At 65.8% G+C, this 26,159-nt stretch carries 19 protein-coding genes; 7 read left to right on the top strand and 12 right to left on the bottom strand.

Features of this window, described 5'->3' with window-relative positions; translation table 11 throughout:
• Nucleotides 1-2: 2 nt before the first annotated feature.
• The 3 genes from IT350_16765 to IT350_16755 all read right to left on the bottom strand — a co-directional run bounded on the left by IT350_16765 (nt 3) and on the right by IT350_16755 (nt 3,200).
• Nucleotides 3-1,448 carry a YncE family protein gene (locus IT350_16765; protein ID MCC6159707.1) on the bottom strand — a complete coding sequence of 482 codons (1,446 nt, stop codon included), beginning with the start codon at nt 1,446-1,448 and terminating at the stop codon, nt 3-5.
• On the bottom strand, nt 1,433-2,515 hold the full coding sequence (locus IT350_16760) for a YncE family protein (protein ID MCC6159706.1): 1,083 nt from the start codon (nt 2,513-2,515) through the stop codon (nt 1,433-1,435). The genes IT350_16765 and IT350_16760 overlap by 16 nt, the downstream gene beginning before the upstream one ends.
• Nucleotides 2,516-2,642: 127 nt before the next feature.
• Nucleotides 2,643-3,200 (bottom strand): PaaI family thioesterase, encoded by a 558-nt coding sequence (locus tag IT350_16755; protein MCC6159705.1) that lies wholly within the window; start codon nt 3,198-3,200, stop codon nt 2,643-2,645.
• Nucleotides 3,201-3,382: 182 nt separating this feature from the next.
• On the opposite strand from IT350_16755, the gene IT350_16750 reads away from it, so the two are divergent.
• Nucleotides 3,383-3,763, top strand: a complete 381-nt coding sequence (locus IT350_16750; GenBank protein ID MCC6159704.1) for a hypothetical protein — start codon at nt 3,383-3,385, stop codon at nt 3,761-3,763.
• Nucleotides 3,764-3,776: 13 nt separating this feature from the next.
• Here the strand turns inward: IT350_16750 and IT350_16745 are convergent, their stop codons facing one another.
• The 5 genes from IT350_16745 to IT350_16725 form a co-directional block, all read right to left on the bottom strand.
• Nucleotides 3,777-6,707, bottom strand: a complete 2,931-nt coding sequence (locus IT350_16745; GenBank protein MCC6159703.1) for a PAS domain S-box protein — start codon at nt 6,705-6,707, stop codon at nt 3,777-3,779.
• 105 nt (nt 6,708-6,812) lie between these two features.
• Nucleotides 6,813-8,993: a HAMP domain-containing protein gene (locus IT350_16740; protein MCC6159702.1), complete on the bottom strand. Its 2,181-nt coding sequence runs from the start codon at nt 8,991-8,993 to the stop codon at nt 6,813-6,815.
• Between the two features lie 198 nt (nt 8,994-9,191).
• Nucleotides 9,192-9,899, bottom strand: a complete 708-nt coding sequence (locus IT350_16735; protein ID MCC6159701.1) for a hypothetical protein — start codon at nt 9,897-9,899, stop codon at nt 9,192-9,194.
• Nucleotides 9,900-10,043: 144 nt separating this feature from the next.
• Nucleotides 10,044-10,661: a hypothetical protein gene (locus IT350_16730; protein MCC6159700.1), complete on the bottom strand. Its 618-nt coding sequence runs from the start codon at nt 10,659-10,661 to the stop codon at nt 10,044-10,046.
• Nucleotides 10,662-10,915: 254 nt separating this feature from the next.
• Nucleotides 10,916-11,539, bottom strand: coding sequence for a GTPase domain-containing protein (locus IT350_16725; GenBank protein MCC6159699.1), 624 nt, complete (start codon nt 11,537-11,539; stop codon nt 10,916-10,918).
• Between the two features lie 55 nt (nt 11,540-11,594).
• On the opposite strand from IT350_16725, the gene IT350_16720 reads away from it, so the two are divergent.
• The 5 genes from IT350_16720 (at nt 11,595) to IT350_16700 (ending at nt 17,763) form a co-directional block, all read left to right on the top strand.
• Nucleotides 11,595-12,260, top strand: a complete 666-nt coding sequence (locus IT350_16720; GenBank protein ID MCC6159698.1) for a pyroglutamyl-peptidase I — start codon at nt 11,595-11,597, stop codon at nt 12,258-12,260.
• A 117-nt stretch (nt 12,261-12,377) separates the two neighbouring features.
• Entirely contained in the window at nt 12,378-12,971 is a 594-nt protein-coding gene (locus IT350_16715) for a LemA family protein (protein ID MCC6159697.1), read from the top strand.
• A gap of 110 nt (nt 12,972-13,081) precedes the next feature.
• On the top strand, nt 13,082-14,275 hold the full coding sequence (locus tag IT350_16710; protein ID MCC6159696.1) for a hypothetical protein: 1,194 nt from the start codon (nt 13,082-13,084) through the stop codon (nt 14,273-14,275).
• 1 nt (nt 14,276) lies between these two features.
• The gene (locus IT350_16705) at nt 14,277-15,812 is read left to right on the top strand and encodes a hypothetical protein (GenBank protein MCC6159695.1); all 1,536 of its coding nucleotides are present in this window, start codon (nt 14,277-14,279) and stop codon (nt 15,810-15,812) included.
• Nucleotides 15,805-17,763, top strand: a complete 1,959-nt coding sequence (locus tag IT350_16700) for a M48 family metalloprotease (protein MCC6159694.1) — start codon at nt 15,805-15,807, stop codon at nt 17,761-17,763. The genes IT350_16705 and IT350_16700 overlap by 8 nt, the downstream gene beginning before the upstream one ends.
• 91 nt (nt 17,764-17,854) lie before the next feature.
• Here IT350_16700 and IT350_16695 read toward each other — a convergent pair whose 3' ends face one another.
• The 3 genes from IT350_16695 to IT350_16685 are packed head-to-tail and all read right to left on the bottom strand — an operon-like array spanning nt 17,855 to nt 21,779.
• Nucleotides 17,855-19,117, bottom strand: coding sequence for a Glu/Leu/Phe/Val dehydrogenase (locus IT350_16695; protein ID MCC6159693.1), 1,263 nt, complete (start codon nt 19,115-19,117; stop codon nt 17,855-17,857).
• Nucleotides 19,114-20,043, bottom strand: coding sequence for a hypothetical protein (locus IT350_16690; protein ID MCC6159692.1), 930 nt, complete (start codon nt 20,041-20,043; stop codon nt 19,114-19,116). Before IT350_16690 ends, IT350_16695 begins: the two co-directional genes overlap by 4 nt.
• Nucleotides 20,040-21,779 (bottom strand): SGNH/GDSL hydrolase family protein, encoded by a 1,740-nt coding sequence (locus tag IT350_16685; protein ID MCC6159691.1) that lies wholly within the window; start codon nt 21,777-21,779, stop codon nt 20,040-20,042. Before IT350_16685 ends, IT350_16690 begins: the two co-directional genes overlap by 4 nt.
• A gap of 132 nt (nt 21,780-21,911) precedes the next feature.
• On the opposite strand from IT350_16685, the gene IT350_16680 reads away from it, so the two are divergent.
• Nucleotides 21,912-24,290: a heparinase II/III family protein gene (locus IT350_16680; GenBank protein MCC6159690.1), complete on the top strand. Its 2,379-nt coding sequence runs from the start codon at nt 21,912-21,914 to the stop codon at nt 24,288-24,290.
• Here the strand turns inward: IT350_16680 and IT350_16675 are convergent.
• Nucleotides 24,287-26,083 (bottom strand): metallophosphoesterase, encoded by a 1,797-nt coding sequence (locus IT350_16675; protein ID MCC6159689.1) that lies wholly within the window; start codon nt 26,081-26,083, stop codon nt 24,287-24,289. The genes IT350_16680 and IT350_16675 overlap by 4 nt on opposite strands.
• Nucleotides 26,084-26,159 lie beyond the last annotated feature (76 nt).

Raw genomic sequence — 26,159 nt, 5'->3', positions numbered from 1 at the left:
CGTCAGTTGACCGCGCCGAGGCGCTGATTTTCCTCGTTGAAGAAGATCGACAGGTTGTCGGTGCCCGCGTTCGACACGTACACGACGTCGAATTCGGGATCGAGGAAGTAGGGCGTGGCGATGATGTCGTCGGGCACGAGGCCCACGCGGATCGGCTCGATGCCGACATTGGTCTCGAAATAGAACGTGTCCTCGTCCGAGGCGCGCTGATCGTCGTCGCGGATGAAAAATCCGAGCGCGCCGTCGTCGGTGACGTAGTACTGGTTGCTTTGCGCCCGCCCGATCTGCAATCCCGAGCGCGAACCCCGCACCGTCCAGTCGCCCTCGAACTGCTGGAAGACCACTTCCCACTGCTCGGTCAGCACGCGGCAGTCCTTGACGTCGATGCGTTCGAGCCGCGTGTTCGAGGTCGGCCACTCGTCGTCGAGAAACACCCGACCGCCCCACGAATTGCAGATGCGCCGCGTGGTGGGATCGAAGACGTAGACGTAGCCGTCGTCGCCGGCGATGTAGATCCAGTCGCCGCGCCCGGACCGCGCGATGCCGTTCGTGGACGCCTGTAGACGCACGTCGTCCGTGATGAGGCGGACGGGATTCAGGCCGATCACCTGCAATCGCGGGGGATCGTTGTTGAGCACGTAGAGCTCGTCGCCGTCGTCGCTCGTCACGATGCGCCCGAGCGTGCCGCCCAGATCGAGTGTCAGGTCGACGAGCAGGGTGAAGTCGTCGCCGTCGATGATGTAGAGCCGCCCTTCGTCGCCGGTGACGAATACGAGGTTGCCCGTGGGGGTGACGGCGATGTTCGTGGGGCTTTCGGGCAGGGGGATCTCGTCGATCGCCGCGCCGGTTTCGGAGTCGAGCACGACGACGCGATCGTTGTCCGGGTCGGTGACGAATACCGGCACGATGGACCCGGCCGAATCGGGGAAGCTCGGCATGGCGATTTCGCCCGCGCGCACGACGGTGTCCAGCTCCGTCACCGCGATCTCGTAACGCAGAAACTTGTTCCCGACCTCGTCGAAGACCACCTTCACGTCGAAGATATCCGGCCGCCGCCCGGCCCAGCCCGAGACGATGCGCACGGTGTCTTCCCACGCGTCGGTGACGAAGAGCCGATCGCCCGCGGGGGTGAGCGCGATGCGGTGCGGGGCGCGCCCCACGCGGATCACGTCGTAATCGTTCACGTCGTCGGTGTGCGCCGAGAGCACCTGATAGCTGTGCGCGTTGATGACGCTGATCGTGCCGCCCTGGCTGTTGGCGACGAACAGGTAATGCCCGTAGGGATCGAGAAAATTCGGCGCGACGGCCATGGTCGTCGGCCCGGCGAACCGGTTCTGCTCGTCGACGACGCCGCGCCCGCCGCCGCCGCACGCCGCCAGCCACGCGGTCGCCGCGGCCAGCACCGCCACGCACAGCCGGAGCGTCATTCCCTTTACGGAATGACCCATATGTACTCCTTGCTGCGGGCGTCGATCAGGCTGACGTTGTGCGTGTAGAAGTTCGTCACGAGCGCGTAGTAGTGGCCCGGGTCGCGCGGGTTCTCTTCGGTGAACGCGATATCCGACGGGCCGCCGCCGACGGTGATGACGTCGAGGATCGCGCGCGAGCGCGTATCGAAAATGTAGATGTTGTTCGCGCTGAAGTTGCTGACCCACACCTCGCCGCCGTCGGGCGTGACGCGCACGGCCGTGGGTTTCAGGTCGAGGGGCAGTAGATCGACGATGGCGTCCTCGGGGTGCGTGGGCAGCTTTGCGGTCTCGACGACGAGCAGCGCCTCGGGCTGGCGCGCGGCGATGAACGCCCAGCGCCCGTCGGGCGTGAAGTCGATGCCGCGCGTATCGACGCCGATGCCGGTGCGTCGGCTGCCGGTTTCGAGCGCCGTATTGATGCGGTTCGTCACCGTGTCGAAGAGCACGACCGATTGCAGTCCGCGGTTGGTGATGTAAGCGTAGCGCCCGCCCGGCGGAATGCGAATCTCGTTGATGCCCCACTGGAGCTGCTCGTTCTTCACGAGTTTTTGGCTCGGGATATCGACGATCGACAGGTCGCCCGACCCGAGGTTGGCCACGTAGAGCGTCTCGTCGTCGGGGGAAAGCGTCAGCGCGTAGGGCTCGCGACCGACCTTGATGCCCTGATCGCCGTCGCGGTCGGGATCGAGATCGAGAATCTTCGGCAGCGCGGGGTCGGTCAGATCGACCAGCATCACCGAGTTCTTACGCCGGTTGGCGAGATAACCCGTCGAACGGTCCGCGGAAAGGACCATCTGGCCGATGAAGGGGGGTGTCACGACGCGGGTGACGATGCCGTCCTTGCGATTGACGAGGCTTTTCGGAATATCGACGACGGTGATCGCGCCTTCTTTTTCGTCGGAGAGATCGAAGTTGGCGTTCATGATGTAGGCGTAGTCGCCGTTCACCGTCACGCCGACGGGGGAGTCGAAGACGCCGCCCTGGCCGGAGAACTCCGCGGGCGGTGAACCGCACGCCGCCGCGAACGCCGCGACACAGGCGGCCAAGGCCGCGAGCGGAAATTTCCGACAGAAGTTCAACGCACTCCCCGAAAAAGACGCCGGAGTATAGGGAGGCGGGAAAAGGACTGTCAACAAACGCCAGGCGCGCGAAATTGCGGGAAATTCGGCGGAATCAGCCGGTCGCCTCGTCGGAGGCGGGGTGCACGGTCTGCGCCGTGACCCACGCCTTGCGCGCCCGATCGGCCAGGTCGGCGAACTGGTCGGCGGCGAGTTCGATGAAGAGCCCCTCGCTCTCGGTGTAGACCTCGCCGTCGTCTCCCATCAGGCGCCCGGCGGTGGCTACGCGCCGGCCTTCTATTTTCGTCACCCACGCCTCCAGGGTCATCACGCGCAGAAGCGGAATCATGCGGCGGAATTTGACGGTGATCTGCGCCGCGACCACCGTGTGCCCGGCCATCCACGCCGCGCCGCCCATGACCTCGTCGAGCACCGCGGCCATGCTGCCGCCGTGGACGTGCAACGGCGGGCCTTCGGCGCCCGGTCCGAACCACACGCGCCCCACCATCGCGCCGTCGGACTCGCGCCGGAAATACCGAACGCGCAACCGGTCGCCGTCGATGTCGCCGGATACGAACGAACGCCCGCGTCCGATTCTTTTCGGCATCGGCAGCGCCGTCCAGCCGTCCTCGCCCATGAGTTCCGGCGCCGGGTCCTCGGCGGCTTCGGTCATCGTCTTGTCCCCATGTTTCACCGGTCGCGTGACGTTCGTGCGCGTGCTTTACCACCGCGCCGGGGAATTGTCCAAGCCGGCGAACTCGCGATCGGCGCGTCGCCGACGGTTCGAAAGCGCGCCGCATCGCGGTAAAACGCGGCGACGCGAACAACTCGCGACGGCGAAGTCTCGGGGACGACATGGACAGGCGGATTCGGATTCTGATCGCGCTCGCGCCGTCGGCGGACGGCGCGCACAGGGCCGTGGCGAGGGCGTTGCGGGACGCGGGCGCGGAAATCATTCACCTGGGCGAGAGTCGCGCGCCGGAGGGGATCGCGGGGGCGGCGTTGCAGGAAGACGCCGACGCCCTCGTCGTCTGGCCCGATTCGGCGTGGGACGCGGACGGGATCGCGGCGGTGCGCGCGGCGCTCGACGCATTCGATCTGGGCGATGTGCCGCTGTTCGTCGCCGCGCCGGCCAATCATCCCGCGACGCCCGGCCGTGTGACGTGGATCGACGCGGACCGCGACGCGAAGGCGATCGCGACGGACGTGATCGGGCGACTCGCCGCCGCGCACTGAGTTTTTTCGCGAATCAGCCGGGCGGCGCCGGGGCGGCGGGCGCGTCGAGGATCTCGCGGACGAGCTGCGAGAGGCGCTCGATCGAAAACGGTTTCTGAAGGTAGTTCGTGCGGATATCGAGCAGGCCGCGTCCCGCGATGGCGTCTTCGGGATATCCCGAAATGAACAGAACGCGCAGCGAGGGCACAATCTCCCGCAGCCGGTCGTAGAGTTCCCGCCCGCTCATTCCCGGCATCACGATGTCCGTGATGAGCAGTTCCGGCACGCCGTCGCCCTCGCGGCACAGCCGGATCGCCGCCGCGCCGCTCGTCGCCGACTCGACCGCGTAACCGCTCGTCCGCAGCACGCGCGCGGTGACGTCGCGGATCATCTCGTCGTCGTCCACCACCAGCACGCGCTCGCGCCCGCCCCGGATGGGGGCGGATTCCGCGGCGGCGGCCGTTTCCGCGGCGGCCGCGAGGCGCGGAAAATAGATACGGAACGTCGCGCCCTGGCCCGGCGTGGAGTCGACGTAAATAAATCCTTCGTTTTGCTTCACGACGCCGAAGACGGTCGCGAGGCCGAGGCCCGTTCCCTGGCCTTTTTCCTTCGTCGTGAAAAACGGCTCGAAGATGAGCTTCTGCGTCTCCTCGTCCATGCCGTGGCCGTTGTCGGACACTTGCAACAGCACGTATTCGCCCGGGGTGCAGCCGGGGTGCGCCCGGCAGAACATTCGGTCGAGATGGCAGTTGCGCGTCACGAAACGCAGCGTGCCGCCCTGCGGCATGGCGTCGCGCGCGTTGACCGAGAGATTGACCAGAATCTGATCCATCTGCACCGGATCGGCGTGAATGGACCAGAGCGACTCGCCCAGGTCGTAGATGCGCTCGATGTCCTCGCCGATGATGCGACCGATCATCTTCTGCGACATCTGGACGATCTCGTTGAGGTTGAGCGCCTTGGGCGAGATGATCTGCTTTCGGCCGAAGGCGAGGAGCTGCTTCGTCAGGTCGGCCGCGCGCTCGGCCGCGCGCTTGATCTCCTGCGCCTCCAGGCGCAGCGGGTGCCCCACGTCGAGCGCGCCGATCATGATCTGCGCGTTGACGAGGATGCCCGTCAGCATGTTGTTGAAGTCGTGCGCCACGCCGCCGGCGAGCCGCCCGATCGCCTCCATCTTGAGCGCCTGGCGGAGCTGCGCCTGCAGCGTTTCTTTTTCGGCGTCGGCCTCCTTGCGCCGGGTGATGTCGCGCGTCGCGCCGATGATGCCGGTCGGGTTGCCCGCCTCGTCGCGGATGTAGTCGATCGTCGTCTCGGTCCAGATCGTGTGCCCGTCCTTGTGGATGTTGCGCAGTTCCAGAATCGCGGGCGCCGACGTCGGGACGCCGTCCTGCGATGTCTGCACCGCATTGCGCAGAATGCTGCGCGCATTCTCCACGTCCTCGGGGCGCATCAGGTTCGCCATCGGCAGATCGAGCGCCTCGGCGACCGAGTACCCGAACACGCGCGTGACCGCCGGGCTCACGTGCGTGAAACGCAGCTCCATGTCCATCGTCCAGATGATGTCGGTCGCGTTGTCGGCGAGCATGCGGTAACGCATTTCGCTTTCGCGCAGCGCGCGCTCGGCATTCTTGCGTTCGGTCACGTCGCGGAAGATGCCGATCAGCGCGGAGCGCTTCGCGAACGTCAGGGGCATGAGGGCGACCTCGACGTCGACCGGGTCGCCGTTTTTGCGCATGAACACGGCCTCGAGCCGGACCGGGGTGCGCGTTTTCGACGTGCGGATTTCGGCCAGAAACGCCGGAGTGAACGGTTCGTCGCCCGGGCGCACGAAGGCCGACATGGGTTTGCCGACGAGGTCGGCCCGGGCAAACCCGAGCATCTCGGCGTAGGCCGCGTTGGCGTCCTGCAGAATCCCCTTGAGGTCGAGAATGCCGATGCCTTCGCCGGCGGCCTCGAACACGCCCTGATAGCGTTCCTCGGTCTCGCGCACCGCCTGCTGCGCGGTTTCGCGTTCGGTCACGTCCTGGACGACCGCCAGATACATCGATCGGTTTCGGTACATGAACGCGGTGATGACGAGCTCGGCGTTGAAGCGCGAGCCGTCCTTGCGCACGCCGATCTCGGGATGCGCGGCGGTGTTTTCCGACTCCATCCGTTGTTGAATCGGCGAGTGGGCGTCGAGCGGCCACAGGTCGAAAAATTCGCGTCCGATCATCTCGCCGCTTCGAAAACCGTACAGGGATTCGGCCACGGCGTTGGCGTCCACGATCTTGCCCTGGTGATAGACGATCACGCCCTCGCGCGTGACCTGCGTCAGGCGATTGTAGTGCTCCTGCGTGTCGCGCAGTTCGAGATTGGTGCGCGCGTGCTTCGCGATCTCGGCGGTCAGGCCCGAGCGATAGGCCCGCAGCTCGGTTTCCCGCTCGCGCAGCATCGTGTTCCACTTGCGCGCCTGCGTCTGATGCGCGCGCTGCGCCCGCCACTTGTGGCCGAGCACGAGCGCCGTTTGCCGCCATTCCAGCGCGCGGGTCGGCGCGGGGACGAAGAGAATTCGATGCAGAGGTCCCGCGGTGCGCCCCAGGTCCTTTGTGGAAAGATCCTCGGGCGCGCCGACGATGACGAATTCCACGTCGGCATCGTGAACGCGGATCTCCTCCGCCGCGGTCAGTCCGCTGATGCCCGGAGGCATGTGATAATCGAGAAAGGCCACCGCGAAGGGATCGTTGCCCCCGGCGGCGTCGCGGATCGTGCGGATCGCTTCCTCGCCGCGACGGCAGATGGCGACGTCGAAATCGACGCCCGGCTCCGACCGCGTCTCTCCCCGCGCACCGCGCGCCTCGCCGGGCGGAACCGGCGCCGTGAGCGCCCCGAGGGCCTCGCTGATGACGAGCTCATCATCGTCGGCGACGAGCACGCGCAGGCGTTCGCGCTTTCCCGCCGATTTGGTCGATTCGACTTTTTCCAAGATGGCCCCGACGCGCGCCGGCTGTCGTCGCCGACGAGGTATGAGGTTCAGGTTAGCAGAACGTTGCCGCCATGCTCAATCGTCGGCTTCGTCCCGCTCCGTTTTCTATTGTGGGTCCACGATCCGGGGGAGAAAGACGTCGAACGTCGAGCCTTCGCCGGCTGCCGAGGTGACAACCAGGAATCCGCCGTTCTGCCGCACGATGCCGTACACGGTGGACAGGCCGAGGCCGGTGCCCTTGCCTCGCTCCTTGGTGGTGAAAAAGGGCTCGAAGATCTGCGCCTGCACGTCGGCGGTCATGCCCGTTCCGTTGTCCGAAACGGAAATCATGACGTAGTCGCCGTCCTTCGCGTCGGCATGTTTTCCCGCGAATTCTTCGTCCACGCGCCGGGCTTCGACCCGAATCCGGATTTTTCCGGTGGTCGAAATGGCGTCGCGGGCGTTGACCGCGAGGTTCACCAGAATCTGCTCGATCTGTGTGGGATCGGCGCGCAGGTGAAGATCGGTTCCCGCGACCTGCGTGAACAGCTCGATATCCTCTCCGATGAGTCGTCTGAGCATCTTCGACGAACGCAGCAACAGATCGTTGATCTCGACGTCGCGCGGCGAATAGATCTGCCGCCGCGAAAACGCCAGAAGCTGGGCGATGAGCTGGGCGGCCCGATCCGCCGCCGTTCGGATTTCCATCAGGTCTTCGCGGGCCGGGTTCTTCTCTTCCGTCGATTCCAGCAGGAGTTCCGAATATCCGCGGATCGTCGTCAGGATGTTGTTGAAGTCGTGCGCGATACCGCCGGCCAGCCGCCCGACCGCTTCCATCTTCTGAGACTGACGCAGCTGCTCTTCCAGCTTTGCGCGCTCGTGCTCGGTGTCGCGGCGGTGCGTGATGTCCTCGATCGCCACGCACAGGCGGTCCTGCGGCAGCGCGAAGGCGTAGATGTGAAAGACGCGGTCGTCGGGGCAGTCGGGAAACGAAAATTCGTCGACGTCGATGGGTGCGCCTCCGCGCATCACATCGAGGAACATGTCCTTCACCCCGACGGACGCCGCCGCGGGGAACAGGCCGTCGAACTCGTCGCCGGCCCGCTCGTTCGCACGCAGTCCGATCAATTTCTCGGCCACGGGGTTCGCGTCGATGAGCGCCAGAAGCCCGGTTTCGCGAGGATGTCGAAACTGGATGATGCCGACCGGCATGTTTTGGATGATGTCGTCGATCATCCTCAGGCTGTCGCGCAGCGCGTCCGCCCCGGACTGAACGCGCAGCAGGTCGGCGCCGATACGGTCGAGAAACGCGTTGAACGCCGCGGCCAGCTCGGAGATCTCGTCCTCGCCGGACAGGGCGATCCGCCGATCGAAGCTGCCGGTCCTTCGGACTTCGGCGATGAATCGATGCAGGTTTTCCAACCGGTGGACGAGGATTCGCCCGATCGAGGTCGTGGCCACGAGCGAGATGAGCAGCCCCGATCCCACGAGAAGACCGAGGACCATCAACACGTCGAGGCGGGACCGGGAGGACGAAGCTTTTCCGGACCCGACGGCGAATCCGACAGGTCCGGTATTCAGGACCCCCGGGATGACGGTCATTCCGACAATGCCTTCCGCCGATTCCACAGCCTCGACCCGCGGTCGATCGAACTCGGGCAATTGGGGCGACGAGAATTCGGACGCGTTCGCCGCCCGCATCGAGAGGCCGGTCAGATGCTCCCATTCGTGTAGAAGTTGGTCGTCGACCTCCCTACCGATGATGAGCGCGCCATTGGGCGCTTTGTCGTACAGGCTGGGTGTGACGGGCTCGACACCGATCAGATACCGGTTGTCACCGGCGGTCCAAAAACCCGTGAATCCCCCTTCGACGGACTCGAAAATGGAAGCGGGAATCGTCATTGCGAGCCGGGAGAGGTCCACCGGAAGGTCGATCCGCTTGCGATCGCGACGCGAAAAGCCGAGGGAAAAAACGAGATGGCGGTCGGGATCGACGAGGGCGAACAGGTCGAACCGGTTTCGCGCCAGTGTTTCGTCGTCGAGATTCTTGTCGATGTATTCGGGATTTCGAGTGGCGATATACTCAAACATGTCATCCCATTGAGCCCAGTCCTCGCCGATCCGGGTCAGTTCCGCCTGGTCGTGATTCAGGATGCGGATCAACAGGCGACCCGCGTCCTCGGCGTCGCGTCGGGCGACCTCCTCGGCCGCGCGGGAGACGACCATCCCCGAAATGAAAAATGCGACCAGCGCCGAGCACAACAGTGCGGACAGCACGGCCACCGCGGTCTTCGCGCGGATCGTCAAATCTCACCCACCTCCGCCAATTCGGCCTATCGTTGGGTTTTTCGACGAAATGCGGAACTCCTATAGCAAATTCGCCGGATTGTCGCTCGATTTGAAAAGTTATTCGCGGAATTGGGGGAGACGCGGGCGTTGCGATGCGCTCCGCGAAAAAACGCCCCGGCAGCGATGCCGGGGCGCCTCGCAACGCTCGGGATCCCGCTACTTGGACGGCAGCGCGATGATCGTCGAACTCACCATCCAGTTGCCGATGTAAGCCTTGTCGCCGCTGTCCCAGTCGACTTCGAGGGTGTCGATGTTGACGGGACGCAGTTCGGTGTTGGTGATCTGACCTTCGTACAGGTCCCCGACCCCGCCGGTCGCGTCGATCGACGCGCATCCGCGCACGGCGGCGTAGGCGCTGTCGTAGTCCTGCGTGATGAGGTTGAGTCCGTAGACAAGGATCGCCGCAGTCTCCTGCTCGCCCAGGTCATCGCCTTCGGGCACATCCCAAACGTATTCGCCGACCGCGATGTCGGCCGGGGACTGCCACTGTGCCGAATCGACCTTGCCGCCGGACAGGGCGAGAATGGTCTGAACCGCGAGCAGATCGAAGCCCTCGACGGTGCCGAGCGCCACCAGCGTCTGGCCGGTCATGTTTTCGTAGTAGTGCGTGAACGACCCGTCGTCTTCCTGCGGCGGGCAGGCGTCGGTGTCGTCATCACCGGTATCATCGTCGGCCGCGTCGTCGTCGGCGACGTCATCGTCCGCCAGATCGTCGTCCATGTCGTCGTCGGCGTCGTCATCGTCGTCGGAATCGTCATCGTCGTCATCGTCGTCCGCCGAATCGTCGTCATCGTCGCCCGCGCACGCCAAAGCGATTGAGCCGAGTGCGAGCAGGGCCATCAACCAGAAAGCTGCGAGCCTCATCACGTTCCCTCCGGAGAAAAAACCATGGGGAACGCTAGCACCCGTGTCGAACGACCGTCAAGGCGCGCCGCGAATGCGGCCGACCCAAAAAACAAACCCCGGAGTCCGAAGACTCCGGGGTTTGCGATTCCACGATTCAGTGCGTCAGGGCACGAACACGCAGATGTTTTCGAGCAGGTTGCTCAGGTTGCCTTCGCCGTCCGTCGCCTCGACATCGACGCAAAGGTCGGCGCCGTAAGGAACGGCGAGGGAGAAGTCGACGCCGATACCCACGTCCATGGGCTCGCCGCAATCCGGAGCGCTGGGCGCGCCGCTGGAGAAGTCATCCCAGAAGATGTCGCCATCGAGGGCCGGGGTCTGGGTGCCGGTCAGCCACACGAAAATCTGTCCGCCGGCCAAGTCGTCGTCTTCGTCGCACACAGTCCAGATGAGCGTGCTGACGATCGCGCCGGTGCCGTCGTCCGCCGCCGGATCCGGATCCCAAATGCCGCCGCCAAGGACGGGCGGGATGCCGGAGCCGTCATCGTCGCCGGTGTCGTCGTCGGTCGCGTCGTCGTCAGTCGCGTCGTCGTCGGCCGCGTCGTCATCGGCGCTGTCGTCGTCGGTGGCGTCGTCATCGTTGAAGATGTCGTCGTCCGCCGCATCGTCGTCATCGTCGTCGTCGTCGTCACCGCTGGCGCAGGCCATGAACGCGGTCATGCCGAACACCATGCTCAGCACGAGCGCCACCAGGAAGAACCGATTGCCGAGAAGTTTGGTCATATGTCACCCTCCCATAAAGTCCGGGTTCCAAGGGGTTATGGGGCCGCGATCGTCTCGAACTTCGATCGCCGTCCCTCTTCATTGCCGTCCATATGCCACAAAATCGACGCAAACGGAAGACCTTTTTGCGTCGGACCACTGGGGGCGCTTTTCGCAAGCGAAAACTGACCGCCGGTCGAATCCCCCGCGGGCCGTCGGAACCGCCCGTACACATCCTGGTCGGGTCCGCGTCGAGTCCGCGCCGGGGAGTCCGCTCAGGCCCGTCCCGATTGCAGCATGCGGCGAAGAATCTCGCGGCTGACGTACTTGAGCGTGTCGAAGACGCCCTGGCCGGTGAGGGCGACGCACCCGAAAACCCCGGCCCCCTCGACGTCCAGCAGCCGACGCAGTTCGTCCTCGGCCAGCGCGCCGTCGATATCCCGCTTGTTGAACTGCACGGCCCGGGGCAGGGCCTTCCAGTCGATGCCGTAGTCGCCGAGCGTGGCTCGGATCTGCTTCCAACTGTCCAGATTGTCCTGAACGCGGTCCGGACCGGAGTCGGCCACGAAGACCATGGCGTCGATGCCGGACAGGATCATCCGCTTGGACGACTCGAACGGGATGTGCCCGGGCAGGGTGTAGAGGTGCAGCCGCGAACGGAACCCATGGATGCGCCCGAGAAACAGCGGAAGGAAATCGAAATAAGCCGTTCGCTCGGCGTCGCGGTTCAGGCTGACGAGGTCGCCGACGTGCTGTTTGGCCGTCCGCTCGCCGATGCACCGCAGATTGGTGGACTTGCCGGACCCCGGCGGCCCGACGTACACCACCTTGGCGTTCAGATCCCGCGTCTTGTAATTGATGAAGGCCACGCACGCCCCGGCATTCGGCTGAAGGCGCATTGTAGGGTTCCGGGCGCACGCTCGTAAAGGTCTTTGCCTCGATCGGAGGGAAACGATGACAGCGCCGCGGCTCCTGGTCACCGGATTCGACGACTTCGGCGATGTTTCGCCCAATGCCTCCGCCGAGGTCGTGCGGTTATTGCCCGGGTTGTTCGCGGACGGGCAATTCGATCTCCACACCGAGATTCTGCCGACGCAGTACGCCTCGGCCACGAAGCGCATCGCGGCGCTGTTGCGAAACGCGCGACCGGACATGGCCCTCTGCCTGGGTGTCGCACCCACGCCGTGCGTGCGTCTGGAGCAGATCGCGATCAACTGGATCGACGCGCCCGGGCGGCCCGACAACGCGGGGCGCGTGGCGAACGGCGTGGAAATCGTGCGCGGGGGACCGGCGGCATATTGGAGCGCGTTTCGCGGCGATCGCAATTTGCTCGACCGATTGCACGCCGCGAATCTCCCCGCCGTGCTGTCCGTTTCGGCGGGGACCTTCGTGTGCAACGCGGTGATGTACGCCGCGGCGCACCATCTGGCCCGTGCTGATCGAAGAATTCCGTTCGGCTTTCTCCACATCCCGCGCGCGACCGCCGACATCGCGCGTCGCCCGGAGCGCGAGCAGCGCGAAATCGCGGGCTGGCCGCCGGAGCTTTCCGCGCGGGCCGTGCGCGTCATCGCCGATCATTGGCGCAATTGGCGGAAACGAACGCGGCGCGCGGGTGCATAAACGAGAGGCGCATTGATGCTTGTTCGCCCCACGAGGCGTTCGTATGATGAGCGCGTCAATCGGACAGAACAACGCGGCGCGATCGGCTCCCTTTCGTGCCGATAGAGGGAGGTTCCCATGATCCCGATGCTCGTGCTCCTCGGCATTATCGCCGTGGTGGTGATTTTCTTTGTCGGCATCTACAACGGCCTCGTCACGAAAAAGAACCTGTTCAAAAACGCGTTCGCCCAGATCGACGTGCAGCTCAAGCGTCGTTACGACCTGATCCCGAATCTCGTCGAGACGGCGAAGGGTTACCTGAAGCACGAACGCGAGACGCTCGAGGCCGTCATCGCCGCGCGCAGCGGCGCAGTGAGTGCGGGCAAGGCCGCGGCGGCGAACCCGGGCGACCCGTCCGCCATGGCCGGATTGATGCAGGCCGAGGGCGTGCTCACGGGCGCGCTCGGCAAGATGTTCGCGCTGGCCGAGTCGTACCCCGACCTCAAGGCCAATCAGAACATGATGCAACTGACCGAGGAACTGACCTCGACCGAGAACAAGATCGCGTTCTCGCGCCAGGCGTTCAACGATGCGGTCGCCTCGTACAATATCGCCCGCGAAAAATTCCCGGCGAACATCGTGGCGGGCATGTTCAATTTCTCGCAGGCCGATCTGCTGGAGTCGATCGAGTCGCCGCAGGAGCGCCAGGCGCCGAAGGTATCGTTCTCCTGATCGCCCGCCGACCCGCGAGGGGCTTGACGCGCGGGCCGGTTTGACATACGAAGAATTTGACGTACGTTGATTTTGACGTACGTCGAATTCGACGCGTGTCTGGAGGACCCATGCCGCGACCCATCACCGGAGGAGCCGTTCCGCCCGGCCGGATCATCGGACGCGACGACATCATCCGGCGGATGTGGAACACGCTGGAGAGCCAAAGCGCGATCCTGGTGGCCGAGCGCCGCATCGGTAAAACGTGCGTGGTCCGGAAAATGGAAGCGGCACCGCGCGACGGTTGGCATCCTGTCTATTTCGTCATCGAGGGTGTCCGCTCACCCGCCGAGTTCGCGTCCCGGCTCGTCGCCGAATTGTCCGCGCTCGCGTCGGTCAAGGAATACATTTTCGCCAATCTGAAAGATCTCCATGGCCGGCTTGGCGGGAAGTCCGTTCTGAATTTCCAGTTGCCGGAATTCCGCGACCACTGGCAGAACCTGCTCATGACGCTCCTGCGGGATCTGCGCGACAACTCCGCCGAACGCCTGCTTCTGATCTGGGACGAGTTTCCGATCATGGTCGAGAACATCGCCGCGGACCACGGCGCGCCGAAGGCGATGCAACTTCTCGACCTGCTGCGCGACTTCCGCCACGAGGACCCCAAGGGGCGCGTGCGGATGCTCTTCACCGGCTCGATCGGCCTGCACCTCGTCGAAGCGGCGCTTCGCGCGAAGGGCCACAAAAATCCGTCGCAAAACGACATGTACGCGTTTTCGCTCGGCGGACTCGACCGCGACGACGCGATCCGCCACGCGCGACTGGATCTGGAAGGACTGGTCGACGGAAAAGACATCAAACTCGGCGACCCCATCGACGAGGTCGCGGGCGCGCTGGCGGACGAAGCCGACGGCCTGCCGTTTTACATGAGCCATGCGGCGGTGAAGCTCTGCGACATCGAGGGCGCCGTCCGGGTGGGCGATGCGCGCGGCGCGGTCGACCGTCTGATCCGCGACGCGGACGACAACGTCTCGTTCCGGCACTACTCGGATCGGATCGAGCAGTGCTACACGTTCCATCCCGACGCGTCGGTCGTCGCGACGGAGATTCTGAACACGGTCGCCCGTGCCGAAAAGCCGGTCTCCGAGGGCGATCTCCACGACGACGTTTCGGCGCGCGTGCGCCCCGGAACCGAGGCCGAGTTCCGAAAGTGCGTCGAGATGCTGGTTACGGATCACTACCTCGTGCTCGCCGAAGACTCGCCGCGCCGCTATGCGTTCAAGTACGGCTTGATCCGCCGGTGGTGGCGCGTGAATCGGGGCTGACATGGCGACGAACCGACTTCCATTTCTGAGCCGCTTCACGCCGGGCAACTCCGATCCCGAGTTGCTGGAACGCGTGCTCGTCAAGCACGGCAAACTGGTCGATCAGATTCAGCGCGACATCGCCGACGGCGCGAAAAACCGATCGGGGCACCAATGGCTTCTCGTCGGGCCGCGCGGCAGCGGAAAATCGCATCTTATGGCCGTCATCTACAACCGGGTCATCGCGAAAAGCGCTCTACGTCGGAGGCTGGCGATCGCCTACATGAAGGAGGAAGAGCGCGGGGTTTCGTCGTACCTCGTCTGGATCGTTCAGATCCTGCGCGCCTTCGAGCGACGCGAATCCGACGGGCAAACGCTCGCCGCGAAGATCGACGAACTCACGACCATGCGTCTGGACGACGCGGAAAGCGCAGCCGAGCGGATGCTCGTCGAATACGTCGGCGGGCGCATGCTCGTCCTGCTCACGGAAAATCTCGACGACGTCTTTTCCGGGCTGGGAGCAGAGGGCCAAAAAAAGTTTCGCGATTTGATTCAGCGGACGCAAAACTGGCTCGTCGTGGCGACGACGCAGGAACTCTTCCCCGCCGTGTCGATCGAGAAAGCCCCGTTCTACGGATTTTTCCGGACGCGCCACCTCGATCCGCTCACCGAAGACGAGTCGCTCGGCCTCGTCCGCGCGCTCGCGGCGTGGGACGGACGCACTCAGCTTTGCGAAGAGCTCGGAACACCGGAAGGCATCGGCCGCGTCCGGGCCATCCACGCGTACACCGAGGGCAACCCGCGCCTCATGGTGACGTTCTATCAGGTCATCGACCTCGACACGATCGGCGACATCGAGCGGGTTTTCCTCACCATGGTCGAGGAACTCACGGCCTATTATCAGGAGCGCATGGGGTCGCTCACGGGCTCGCAGCAGGGCATCGTCGAGTACCTGTGCAAATGCGGCGGCGCGTCAGTCCCGGTCAAAGAGATTGCGCGCAACTGTTTTCAGACTGAGCAGACCGTTTCAAAACAACTCGGCCTTCTCGCGAACAAGCGCATCGTCCGCTCCGAGAAAGTCGGACGCGAGTCGCTCTACGACCTCACGGAGCCTTTGTTTCGCATCTGCTTCGAGATCAAGGCGAATCTTGGCAAGCCCATCACCCTCTTCGTAAAATTCCTGAGCACGTACAAAACGTTTCAGGAATTGGAAGCCCGATACAGGATTTCCGGTTCCGCCGATTTTCGTCCATTTATCGACCAGCTGATTCCGTCCGGTTCGTGCGGAGGCAAAACCCAAATCGAACTCATTCGGATTTTTCACATCCTTCAGTTCGGACGAAATCGAACCCACTTGCACAGTGCCGTCGCGGCCGGTTTGCGAGATGTCGCGAATCGGACAAAGGTGCCGTGGGTGAAGCTCGTCGTCGAACGGGTGGTCGAAATTGCGACCGACGAGTCGATGAGCAATTTGCGGAAATACCCTCGGGAGCAGCGACCGTTGCTCGAAATGTTCGCAAAGGGCCTGTTGAAATACCCGGAGGCGAATGATGGCTGACGCGCGCGTGATGAACTTTTTCGAGCATCAGGATCGGGCCCGGAAAAAAACCGGTCGCCTGATCCTGCTGTTTGTCGTGGCGGTGCTGGGCATGGCGGTCGCCGTTCACGCGGTGGTGGTCGGCGTGGTGTATTCAGTGCAGGCGGAAACCGCTTCCAAGAACGCGCGCCTGCCGTCGCTCGATGAACTGCTGTTCGACCCCGTGATCTTCGGCGCCGTTTTCGCGGGGCTCGTGCTCCTGATCGGTCTCGCCAGCCTGATCCGCGTGGTGCAATTGCGCGGCGGCGGCTCGTCGATCGCCGCCATGCTCGGCGGACGCAGCATCGACCCCGCGACGCGCGACCCCAACGAACGCCGTCTCATGAACGTGATCGAGGAAATGGCCATCGCGTCCGGTGTCCCCATGCCCGACGTCTTCGTGATGGACGACGAGAGCGCGATCAACGCCTTCGCCGCGGGATACGCACCCGACAACGCGGCGATCGCCGTCACGCGCGGCACGCTGGAACGGCTGTCCCGCGACGAACTCCAAGGCGTGATGGCGCACGAGTTCTCGCACATCCTGAACGGCGATATGCGCATCAACATCCGGCTCATGGGGGTGCTGTTCGGCATCCTCGCGCTCACCGTGATCGGCCGTATTCTCATTCGCGCCGGATCGGGCGGGCGCTCGTCGCGCAGCAAGGGCACACCCGTGTTTCTCCTCGCCGGGCTCGCCCTGCTCATCATCGGGTATCTCGGCGCGTTCATCGGGCGCATCATCAAGTCCGCGGTGTCGCGCCAGCGCGAATATCTGGCCGATGCGTCCGCCGTGCAGTTCACGCGCAATCCGTACGGTCTCGCCGGCGCGCTCAAGAAAATCGCAGGCCTCGAGGGCGGTTCGCTCATCGCCTCGCCCAAGGCCGAAGAGGCGAGCCACCTGTTTTTCGGGCAGGGCATCCGGTTTTCGATGCTGTCGGGTCTGCTTTCGACGCATCCGCCGATCGTCGAGCGAATTCAGCGCGTCGATCCCTCGTTCAATCCCGAGTTGCCCGGCGCGTTCGACGTCGCAGAAGCGGCGCACGGCGGATCGGGACTCGTCTCGGGGCTCGCGGGATCGGCGTTCACGCTGCCCGTGGCCGAAATTGTCTCGGAGGATCCGGGAACCATCGTCACGCGCGTGGGCTCGCTCGACGCGGCGAGCGCGGGCGTCGGCGAGGCGATCCATCGCTCGATTCCCGAGGAACTGCGCGACGCGGCCCGGACCGGCGACGGCGCGTGCGCGGTCGTCTTCGCTCTGTTGTTCGCGGTGGAACCCTCGATGCGGGCCGAGCAGATCACGCTTGCCCGCCGCTTCGACGACGCCGTCGCCGCCAATGCGGCCCGGCTCTTCGAGCCGGTTCAGGGTCTCGACCCGCGCGCGCGGCTGCCGCTCGTCGACCTCGCCGCGCCGGCCCTGCGCACGCTTGCGCCCGAGCGGATCGCCGCGCTCGGTCCGACCATCGAGGCGCTCGTCGCCGCGGACGGCCAGGTCACGCTCTTCGAGTGGTGCCTGCAATGGTTGATCGCGAAACGCGCCCGCCGCCAGACGGGACGCGCGACGCGCGTCGCGTTCGAATCCGTCAAACCGCTCATCCCCGACATGGCGGCGCTGCTCGCGCAGATCGCCCGGGCGGGCAACCCGGCGGATGCGAATGATGCGCGAACCGCCTTCGAGGCCGGTGTGGCGCGCATCGCCGAACTCGCCGCGACGAAACCGAAATACGAGCATGCCGAGCGTCCCGCGTGGGACCGCGTGGGGCGCGCGCTCGACCGGCTGGCACAGGCGTCGTTCGAGATTCGCGGTGCGTTCATCGACGCCGCCGCGCACACCGCGTTCGCCGACCGGCACGTCACGGTCAACGAGTCCGATCTGCTGCGCGTCGTCGCGTCGTCGCTGGCGTGCCCGCTGCCGCCGTTTGTGAACGCGTAGGGAAAAAATGGGACGTGTGGCACAGCCGCCCCCGGCTGTGCGGGAAGAGTGCACAGCCGGGGGCGGCTGTGCCACATGACCACCGCTGGATTTACGGAAAGATGCCGCGTTCCTTGTAAACGGTTTCGAGGTGCGTGAGCGCCTCGACGTAGGAGGCCGTGCGCCAATCACAGTCGTATTCTCGCCGCCGCGCGAACACGCGCGCGTACGACGACGTGACGATCTTGTGCAGCTTGTGATCGACCTCCTCGAGATCCCAAAACTCGAGACGCTTATTCTGAAGCCACTCGAAGTAGCTCACGGTGACGCCGCCCGCGTTGGCGAGCACGTCCGGGATCACGGTCACCCCGCGCGCGGCGAGCATGCGGTCAGCGTCGGGATCGATGGGACCGTTCGCGCCCTCGATCACGATGCGCGCGCGCAGCGCGTCGGCGTTGTCCGCGGTGACCTGATTCTCCATCGCGGCGGGGATGAAGATTTCGGCGTCGATCGCGAGAAAATCGTCGTGACCCAGCGGCGTCGAGCCCGGAAACCCGGCGACCCCGCGCCGCTCGGCCACGTAAACGGCGAGCGCCTCGGGATCGAGCCCCTCGCGCCGCCAGATCGCGCCCGTCGCGTCCTCGACGCCGACGAGCGTCGCCCCGAGCGCGCACAGAATCCGCGACGCCCACGACCCCACATTGCCGAAGCCCTGAACGAAAAACGTCGACTTCGACAGATCGACGCCGTGGTCCTTTGCCCACGCCTCGAGCACGTACACCACGCCCTGCCCCGTCGCCTTGTCGCGCCCCAGGCTCCCGCCCGAGCGGATCGGTTTGCCCGTCACCACGTGGATCGAACGCTGGCGCTCGTGCGGCGGCAGCGACGACAGATACGTATCCATGATCCACGCCATGATCTGCGCATTGGTGTTCATGTCGGGCGCGGGGATGTCGTAATCGGGACCGATGTCGTTGCCGAGCGAAAACGCGAAACGGCGCGTGATGTGCTCGATCTCGCGGCGGGAAAAGCCGGACGGATCGAACTGGATACCGCCCTTGGCCCCGCCGAACGGGATGTTGGCGATCGCCGACTTCCACGTCATCCACGCCGCCAGCGCGCGAACCTCGTCGATCGACACCGAGGGGTGGTAACGCAGTCCCCCCTTGTACGGGCCCAGCGCGTTGTTGTGCTGCACGCGATAACCCGTGAACATCTCCACGTGCCCGTCGTCCATTTTCACGGGAAAGTTCACGACGATTTCGTTCGTCGTGCAGCGCAGGATTTTTCGGATGTCGGGGTCGAGGCGGATCAGGTCGGCGGTGCGGTCGAATTGATCGACGACGTTCTGGTACAGGCTGCGTTTTGCGGTCATGGCACTATCCCAATCGCATTTGAATCCGCCTCGTCTATCACGACCGGCGAGCCATTTCCACCGGCGGTTACTCCGTCATTGTCGGGCACCTTTTCGAGCCGGGCGCGCGCGCGGAAGTCCCGCACCTCGTCCGTCCGCGTCGCATCGTTTCCGATCGCATCGACCGTTTGACGCAGGTCGAGCGCCGCCTTGCGTTCCATGCGCCGCGCGACGAACGACGCGAGTTCCGCGCCCGCCTCGCCCAGAAACCCCGGTCGCTCGCGGGTGAGTTCGAGCAGATCGGTGAACACACGGTCGTCCACGTCGCGGAAGCGGATCGTCAAATCGCGGAGCACGTCTTCCGAAACGGCGGGCGGGCGCCGCAGGAGATCGATCACCTCCCGTAACGGCGCGTCGGCGTCCTCGTGATAACGCACCGCGTATTCACGCCGGTCGAGCGCGCGCGCCAGCGCGAGCCGGTGAGCGATCCACGCGACCGATTCGTCCAGCCGAGCGAGCGCCTGCGCGTTCAAGCCGCGATCGCGCACCCATGCGGCTACGGCGCGCGCGGCGTCTTCGCGATCGGCGCGCATCGCGTCATCCACCCACGTCGCGGCGTATGCGGCAATGGTGGCCGGCTCCGGCGAGGTACCGAGCCGTTCGCCCGCGATACGCAGGGCGTCGTCCGGGCGTCCCTGACGCAGCAACGCCCCGACGGCGAGCGGCCACAGGGTGCGCGTCTCGCGCAGGTCCGCGTCGCCGGAACGGCGATACGCGTGAATCAGGCAGGCGTCGCGGTCCTCTCCGCCCATTTGCGCGCACATGGAGACGAGCCGCGAGGTCGGTGCGAAGGCCGGGCTCGCGCGAAGCGCCGTGATGGCGGCGAGCGCGAATCCGCAGGCGGCGGCCACCAACAATCCGCGCGGGCAGGGGCCGAACAGTTTCACGGTGTGTCCCCCGCGAGCAGTCCGCGTGTCCGCAATTCAACGGCGAGCCCCTCGCCGAGGCAGCGCGAGCCTTCCGGAGTGAGGTGGACCGTGTCGAAGATCAAGGTTTCCAGCGGGCCGGGGCATGCGGAGAAGATCGGCTGCGCGTCGATGTATGGGATGCCGCGCGCGGCGGCCAGGTCTTTCATCACCGCCTTGTAATCGTCGATGTCGATGCGCACCCCTTCGCCGACGAAGATGAGCCGAACGCCCGCGCGCGCGCATTCGTCGGCGAACTCGTTCAGGTTGCGCGCGAAGTCGGCCAGCGGCACGGCCGGCACGGCGGGGACGAGCGATGCGAGCGCAGGCTGTGCCGCGCGCACGGCGAAGATTCGCGCGGCGAGAAGCCGGTAGAGCGTCGAGCGCATCAGATGCCGTGCGACGGCGACACGCATTGCGGAGGGCGCATCATCCGCCCGTCCGAAAACGCGCACGTCCTCCTGGGCGTCGCGCTCGAATGCTCCCGCGCGGGCGAGGTCGTAGATCTGGCGCTGCGTGAGCGGGCCGTGGCCGTAAGCCGCGTCGTTCGCGCCCGCGTAGAGCACGATGAAATCAGGGCCGAGCGGCAGGATCGCCGCGCGCAGGTTGAGAAGCATTGCGAGCGTCGTGGTGCCCGGAATCCCCGCGTTGACGACCTCGACAGGCCGCCCCGGATTCGTCGCATTGAGGCTCCGTTCCATCACGTGCGTCCAGACCTCCTCGATATGGTCGAGGTTCATGCACGCGGTGGTGGACGAACCCTGCACGACGACGCGGATCGTGCCAAGCTCTTTGTCCGGACTCGGCGGTCCGGAACGGAAAAAGCCGGTCTGGATCCACCATCCGGCGGGGTCGCCGTCGTTGTTGAAGAATCCGGGCGGCACCACGCGCTCGCCCTCGGGGCGGTCCGCCACGCGCGCGGCGGGGTTGGGCACCGCCTCGGGCAGCAGGATCTTCATTGGCGCGAGCGCGAGATCGACCGACGCGAAGCCCGCCATCACCGTGAAGATCATCGCCGCGTGAAAGGCGCGCACATTCGTTTGCCGCCGCTGCAGGCCGCGCGCGTGATGAGCGCCCCACGCGACGAGCGCCGCGACGGGCGCGAAGACGAAGTCGTGTACCGCAAACTGCATCGCCGCGAGCGCCGCAAACCCCGCGAGCGCCGACGCCGCGAGCACGGCGAGTTCATCGCGAAGGATCTCGCCGAGCGGCTCGCGACGCACCGCGACCGCGACCAGCGCGACGACCAGCGCCGAACCGAACGCATTCGCCGGAGGGATGCCCGCCCGCATGGTGACGATCGCGAGCGGCAGGAAAAGCGCGACCGCCAACCCGCCGAAAAGCCATGGCGAAATGCGACGCGCCCGCTTCGACGCGAGGACGAGATCGGCGAGACCGATGGCGGCGGCGACCGCCATGGCGACGCCGTCGCCCCACGCCGCGGCGACCACATACACATAAGCGGCGGACACATGCGCCGACGTGCGCGGAAGTTCGAGCGGGCGTGCGAGCACGAGGAGGGCCGCGTGCCACAGGGCGGCGAGGAGGATCGTCGTCGCGGGCACGGCGTCCCGGAGTGCCGATGCGACGAAGCCCCGCACGTCGGCCGGGACGACCAGCACGGACGCCGCGAGCCCCGCCGCCCACGCGAGCGCGACGATCGCGGGCGCGGCGAAAATCCGAACATCGATGCGCGGGGACCAGGCGGATGCCGACATGCGTGCAAAATGGCACACCGAGGCGCGGGCATCAATTCGGCTCGTGCGGCGAAGTCCCGCGCGACAATTGACGGAGCCTGCGTTATGATTTCCGGGCGTTCGCATTCGGTTTGAATTCGCCTGGAGTCGGATATGTCGCGTCGAAGCGTTGTCGCCCTGTCTGTCCTCGCGCTCCTCTCGCTCGCGAACGTCTCGCACGCCTTGCCCGAGCCGACGGGCCCGTGGCACTCCGAGATCAGTGAGTACCCACGCCTGTTCTTCGAGCCCGGCGACGTGGACGACCTGCGCGATCGCGTGGACCGCGAGCCTTACACGACGCTCATGAATCGGGTGCGTTCCCGGGCCGCGGGCGGCTGGAGCCCGACGGTCCCCGACACCTACGACGTGAATCGCGAAAACGCCAACGGCGACGTGGCGAAATGCGCCGCGTTCACCGCGATCATCGACGAAAACGCCGCGATGGCCGACAAGGCCGCGGACATTCTCGAAGTGCTGGCGACGGATTTCGGCGCGTGGAGCTACGAGCTGATCGACGACGACATCCACATTGCCGAGGCGATGCACGGCTACGTCGCGGCGTTCGATTTCCTCGCGGGGTCCGGCTATATCGACGACACACGTCTCGACGCCATTGCCGCGCGGCTCGGCACGATGGTGGCGAACCTCTACGCGGATTACTGCGACCAGCTCGCATGGTGGGGCGAGTTTTCGCTCTCCAATCACCACATCAAGATCGACGGCGCGCTCGGCATGGCGGGCATGGTGCTCAACGAGCGCGACGATTCCCTGAAGTGGGTCAGTTTCGCGGTGACCGAGGGCATGCACCGGCTCTACGACGTGATGCTCGCGGGCGACGGCGCGTACGGCGAGGGCCCGGGATACGGCACCTACAGCGCATTGCAGCACCTGCCCTTCATCCTCGCATACGACCGCCTCGTCGGCGAAACCGAGACGGTCTTTCAGCGTGATTGGTGCCTGCTCGGGCCCGACTGCACGTGGAGCGAGGTCGAGGTCGCCAACCCGCTCGACAACCCGCTGCTGCACGAGATGAGCCGCTGGTATGTCGACATCCGCATGCCCGACGGCGCGTACGCCCCGGTGGACGACGCGAACCAGTACGGCTACTTCAACGGTCTGGTTGCCGCGGCGCTGGGCGACGGCGTGCTCGCGTGGGACTGGCTCGAAAATGACCGCTTCCCGCTTTATTCCAACTACATCAACGAACTTTCGCCGGAGTTCATCGCGTTCTTCGACGACGCGCTCGACCCCACGCCGCCCGACTTCACGCACGTGGTGGAACCGGAGCGCGGATACGCGGTGTTTCGCACGGGCTGGGACGCGGGCGACGCGTGGGCGATGATGCTCGCCGAACATGGCGGCGCGCGCCTCGGCGGCCTCGGCCACGAGCAGGGCGACAACCTGTCAGTCACGCTCTACAACCGCGGGCGTTACCTGCTCATCGATCCCGGCTACATCGAGTGGAGCAGCCGGTGGGGCGTGGCCAAGGGCAATCACCACAACGTCCCGACGGTGAACGCCGAGGGCCCGCCGTCGCCGATCTGGATGATCCTCGGCGGCACCGACGCCTTCATCACCGACGCGCAGACGGACGGCGCGGTCGCGTTCGCTCGCGGCGCCAGCTCGTGGTACGGCGCGCAGTTCGAGCGCATGACGTTCTTCGCCGAGGACGATTACGTGATCGTGCTCGACCACATGCGCCACCACCTGCCGCGCACCTTCGGCGTACTGTGGAACGGCGTGGGCGGCGGCGACACGGGCGACGCCTACACCCTGCTCGCGAACGGCGCGCAATGGGAGCCGGACGACGCGGGGGTCGAGGTGCGCGTGGCGGGCGACAAGGGATCGCTCGTCGTGACGGACCGCGAAAACGAACACGGCTGGACGTGGAGCCAGACGCAAACGCACCGCACCCTCGACGTGCGCGCGCCTTACGCCGCCAACGTCGCGGCCTTCGTCAGCGCGGGACTGCCCTACGTTCCCGGCGTCGAGGACCCACGCGGCTTCACGCAGATTCCCGTGGACGGCGCGGCGGCGGTGCGCGTGACCGGCGACACGGCGGTCTTTGCCCTCGCGCAGCCCGGCTCGGTTCAGCGCTCGTTCACCAAGACGCAGACGGGATCGCTCGCGCTCGCCACGAACGGGCGCTTCGCGTTTATGCAGGTCGCGCCGGGTGCGAAAAGCGGCGGGGTTTACATCGACGCGAAAACGGTGATGACGCTGGGCGCGCACCAGTTCACGACCGATGGCGGGCGCGTCTTCGCCGAGTGGAACGGCGCGCGCTGGACGTTCCGATTCGGCGACGCGGGTGGCGCGCTTACGTGGAATCGCGGCGGCACGGTGACGGGCTCCGGCGGCGGCGTCAGCGCGATCGCGACGCCGACCGGCACGCGCATCAATGCTCCCGGCGCGGGGTGGATCACGATCGACACGACGCCGCGCTACGACTTCGTTTCGCCTCGTTTCGGTTTGGCCGCGCCTGACGGGCGTTAGTCTTTCAGAACCGCTCGGTCGATGAGTTCGCCGGCGAACGACCGAACCTCGATCTCGACGCGCGAACCCTTCACGCGAAAGAGCGCCCAGTTTTCGCGCGCGCTGAATGTCTTCACGAACTTCGCCCAGGGCACGTTCGTTTCGCGCGCGTAGTAGGGCGCGCCGGCTCCACCCGAGATGATCTGCCACGCGCCGCCGCCGTAGGACGGATCGAGCTCGTCGCCGATCCATGTGCGGTTGTAGTTGTGTTCATCGCCGAAGATCGCGGCCGCCGCCTTGCCCGTGCCGACGAACGCGCGCCAGATCTCGTCGCGCCGCGCCACTACGTAGCGACGGTCGACGCCGTCGTTTTTCGCCGGGTCGCCGCCGTGGTACCACATCGCATCCGCGACATGGCCGCCGTTGGGGTACATCGCTTCCTGCGCAACGAGAAAGACGTGATCGATGCGCGAGTCGTTCTTCGCCTCGTTGAACACGCGCACCATCCACGCGAACTGGTCGTCCATCACGTAGCCTTCGAGGTTGCCGCCATACGTCTCGGCGTGGCTCGACCACCAATAGTTGTTGTTGAAGACGACGAAGCGGCAACGCCCGCGATCGAAGGTGTAAACGTTTTCGTCGTACGTCGGCGCGCCGGGCGCGTCGGCTTTCGGTCCGTTGCGCGGATTGACGAACGCCCGCGCGAACGCCGCCTCGCTCGAGTCCTCGCCCGTTTTGTCGAACGACACGACGCCGACGCCGTCCACGTCGAAGCTGTCCATCACGATCTCGTGGTTGCCCATCGCCTCGTAAACCGGCACCGAGTGGCCCACGATGCCCGACGCGCGTTTGAAGGCCGCGAGCTGCATCGCAAAGTCGGTGCTGCTCGTCGTGTAGCCGTTCACCAGGTCGCCCGAGTGGATGATGAACTCCGCGCCCGACTCGGCCGCCGCCGTGAAAAACCGGGCGAGCGTGCGGTAGTTCGTGCCGCCGAACTGCGATTCGCCGCCGCCCACGCCCTCGCGGCTGTCGCCGAACGACGCGAAGACCAGTTCGCCGGACGACGGGTCGTCGGTCTTGAACGCGAACTCCCGGCTCTCGAACGCGAAGTCGCCCGATTCGATCCGCACGCGATACGGCGTTTGCGCGCCCGATTTGAGCCCCGTGATCGGGATCTCGAAGTGCGTCGATGTGCCCGGAGCGGAAAACCGCTTCCCGGCCGCGATCACCTCGCCGCGCGTGGGCAGGTCGGTTTCCCACGAGATTACGGCGGAACTCGCGTCCACCAGATCGACGAATGGACCTTCGGCGATCGTGGGCGCGCGTTTCCCATCCTGAAACGCGAAGACGCGGTCGAAAAACACCGTGCGCGCCGATTTCGCGTCGTACACTTCGATTCGATACGGCACCACCGCGCCGCCCGCCTTCGCCGCGCCGACGAGATCGACCTCCGGCGCCATCAGCGAACCCAGCTTCAGCTCGACGACGTGCTCCGTCCCCATGTCGGCGCGAATTTCCTTTGCCGCGCGGCGGTATCGCGGGATGGTCCATTGCTGGTCGGGCTCGAAGGTGCCGAAGTACACCGTCGCGGCGGGCGCGGGAGCGGCGGTGCGAAAGCGGATGTTTGCCTTCAGCCCGTCAACCTCCACCTCGGGCTCCGCGACGAGCACGAGCTGCGTTTCGTCCACGGGCTTCGCATTTTCTGGGCGGATGACGCCCTGGCCCGTTCGACCGCGCGGAAGCTGGTCCGCGACGGCGAACGATGCGGCGGCGAGAAGAAGCGCGATGACGAGCGGCCGGGTGATGCGGGACATGGGGCACCTCGCGGAGGGGTCGGCCCCTCTTCGCGCCGCGCGGTGCGCTTCGTCAAGCCGCTTGCGCCGTCCACGA

This window comes from Deltaproteobacteria bacterium (genome assembly GCA_020845895.1).
Taxonomy (GTDB): Bacteria; Lernaellota; Lernaellaia; order JACKCT01; family JACKCT01; genus JADLEX01.
This window is presented reverse-complemented; position numbering and strand designations above follow the sequence as displayed.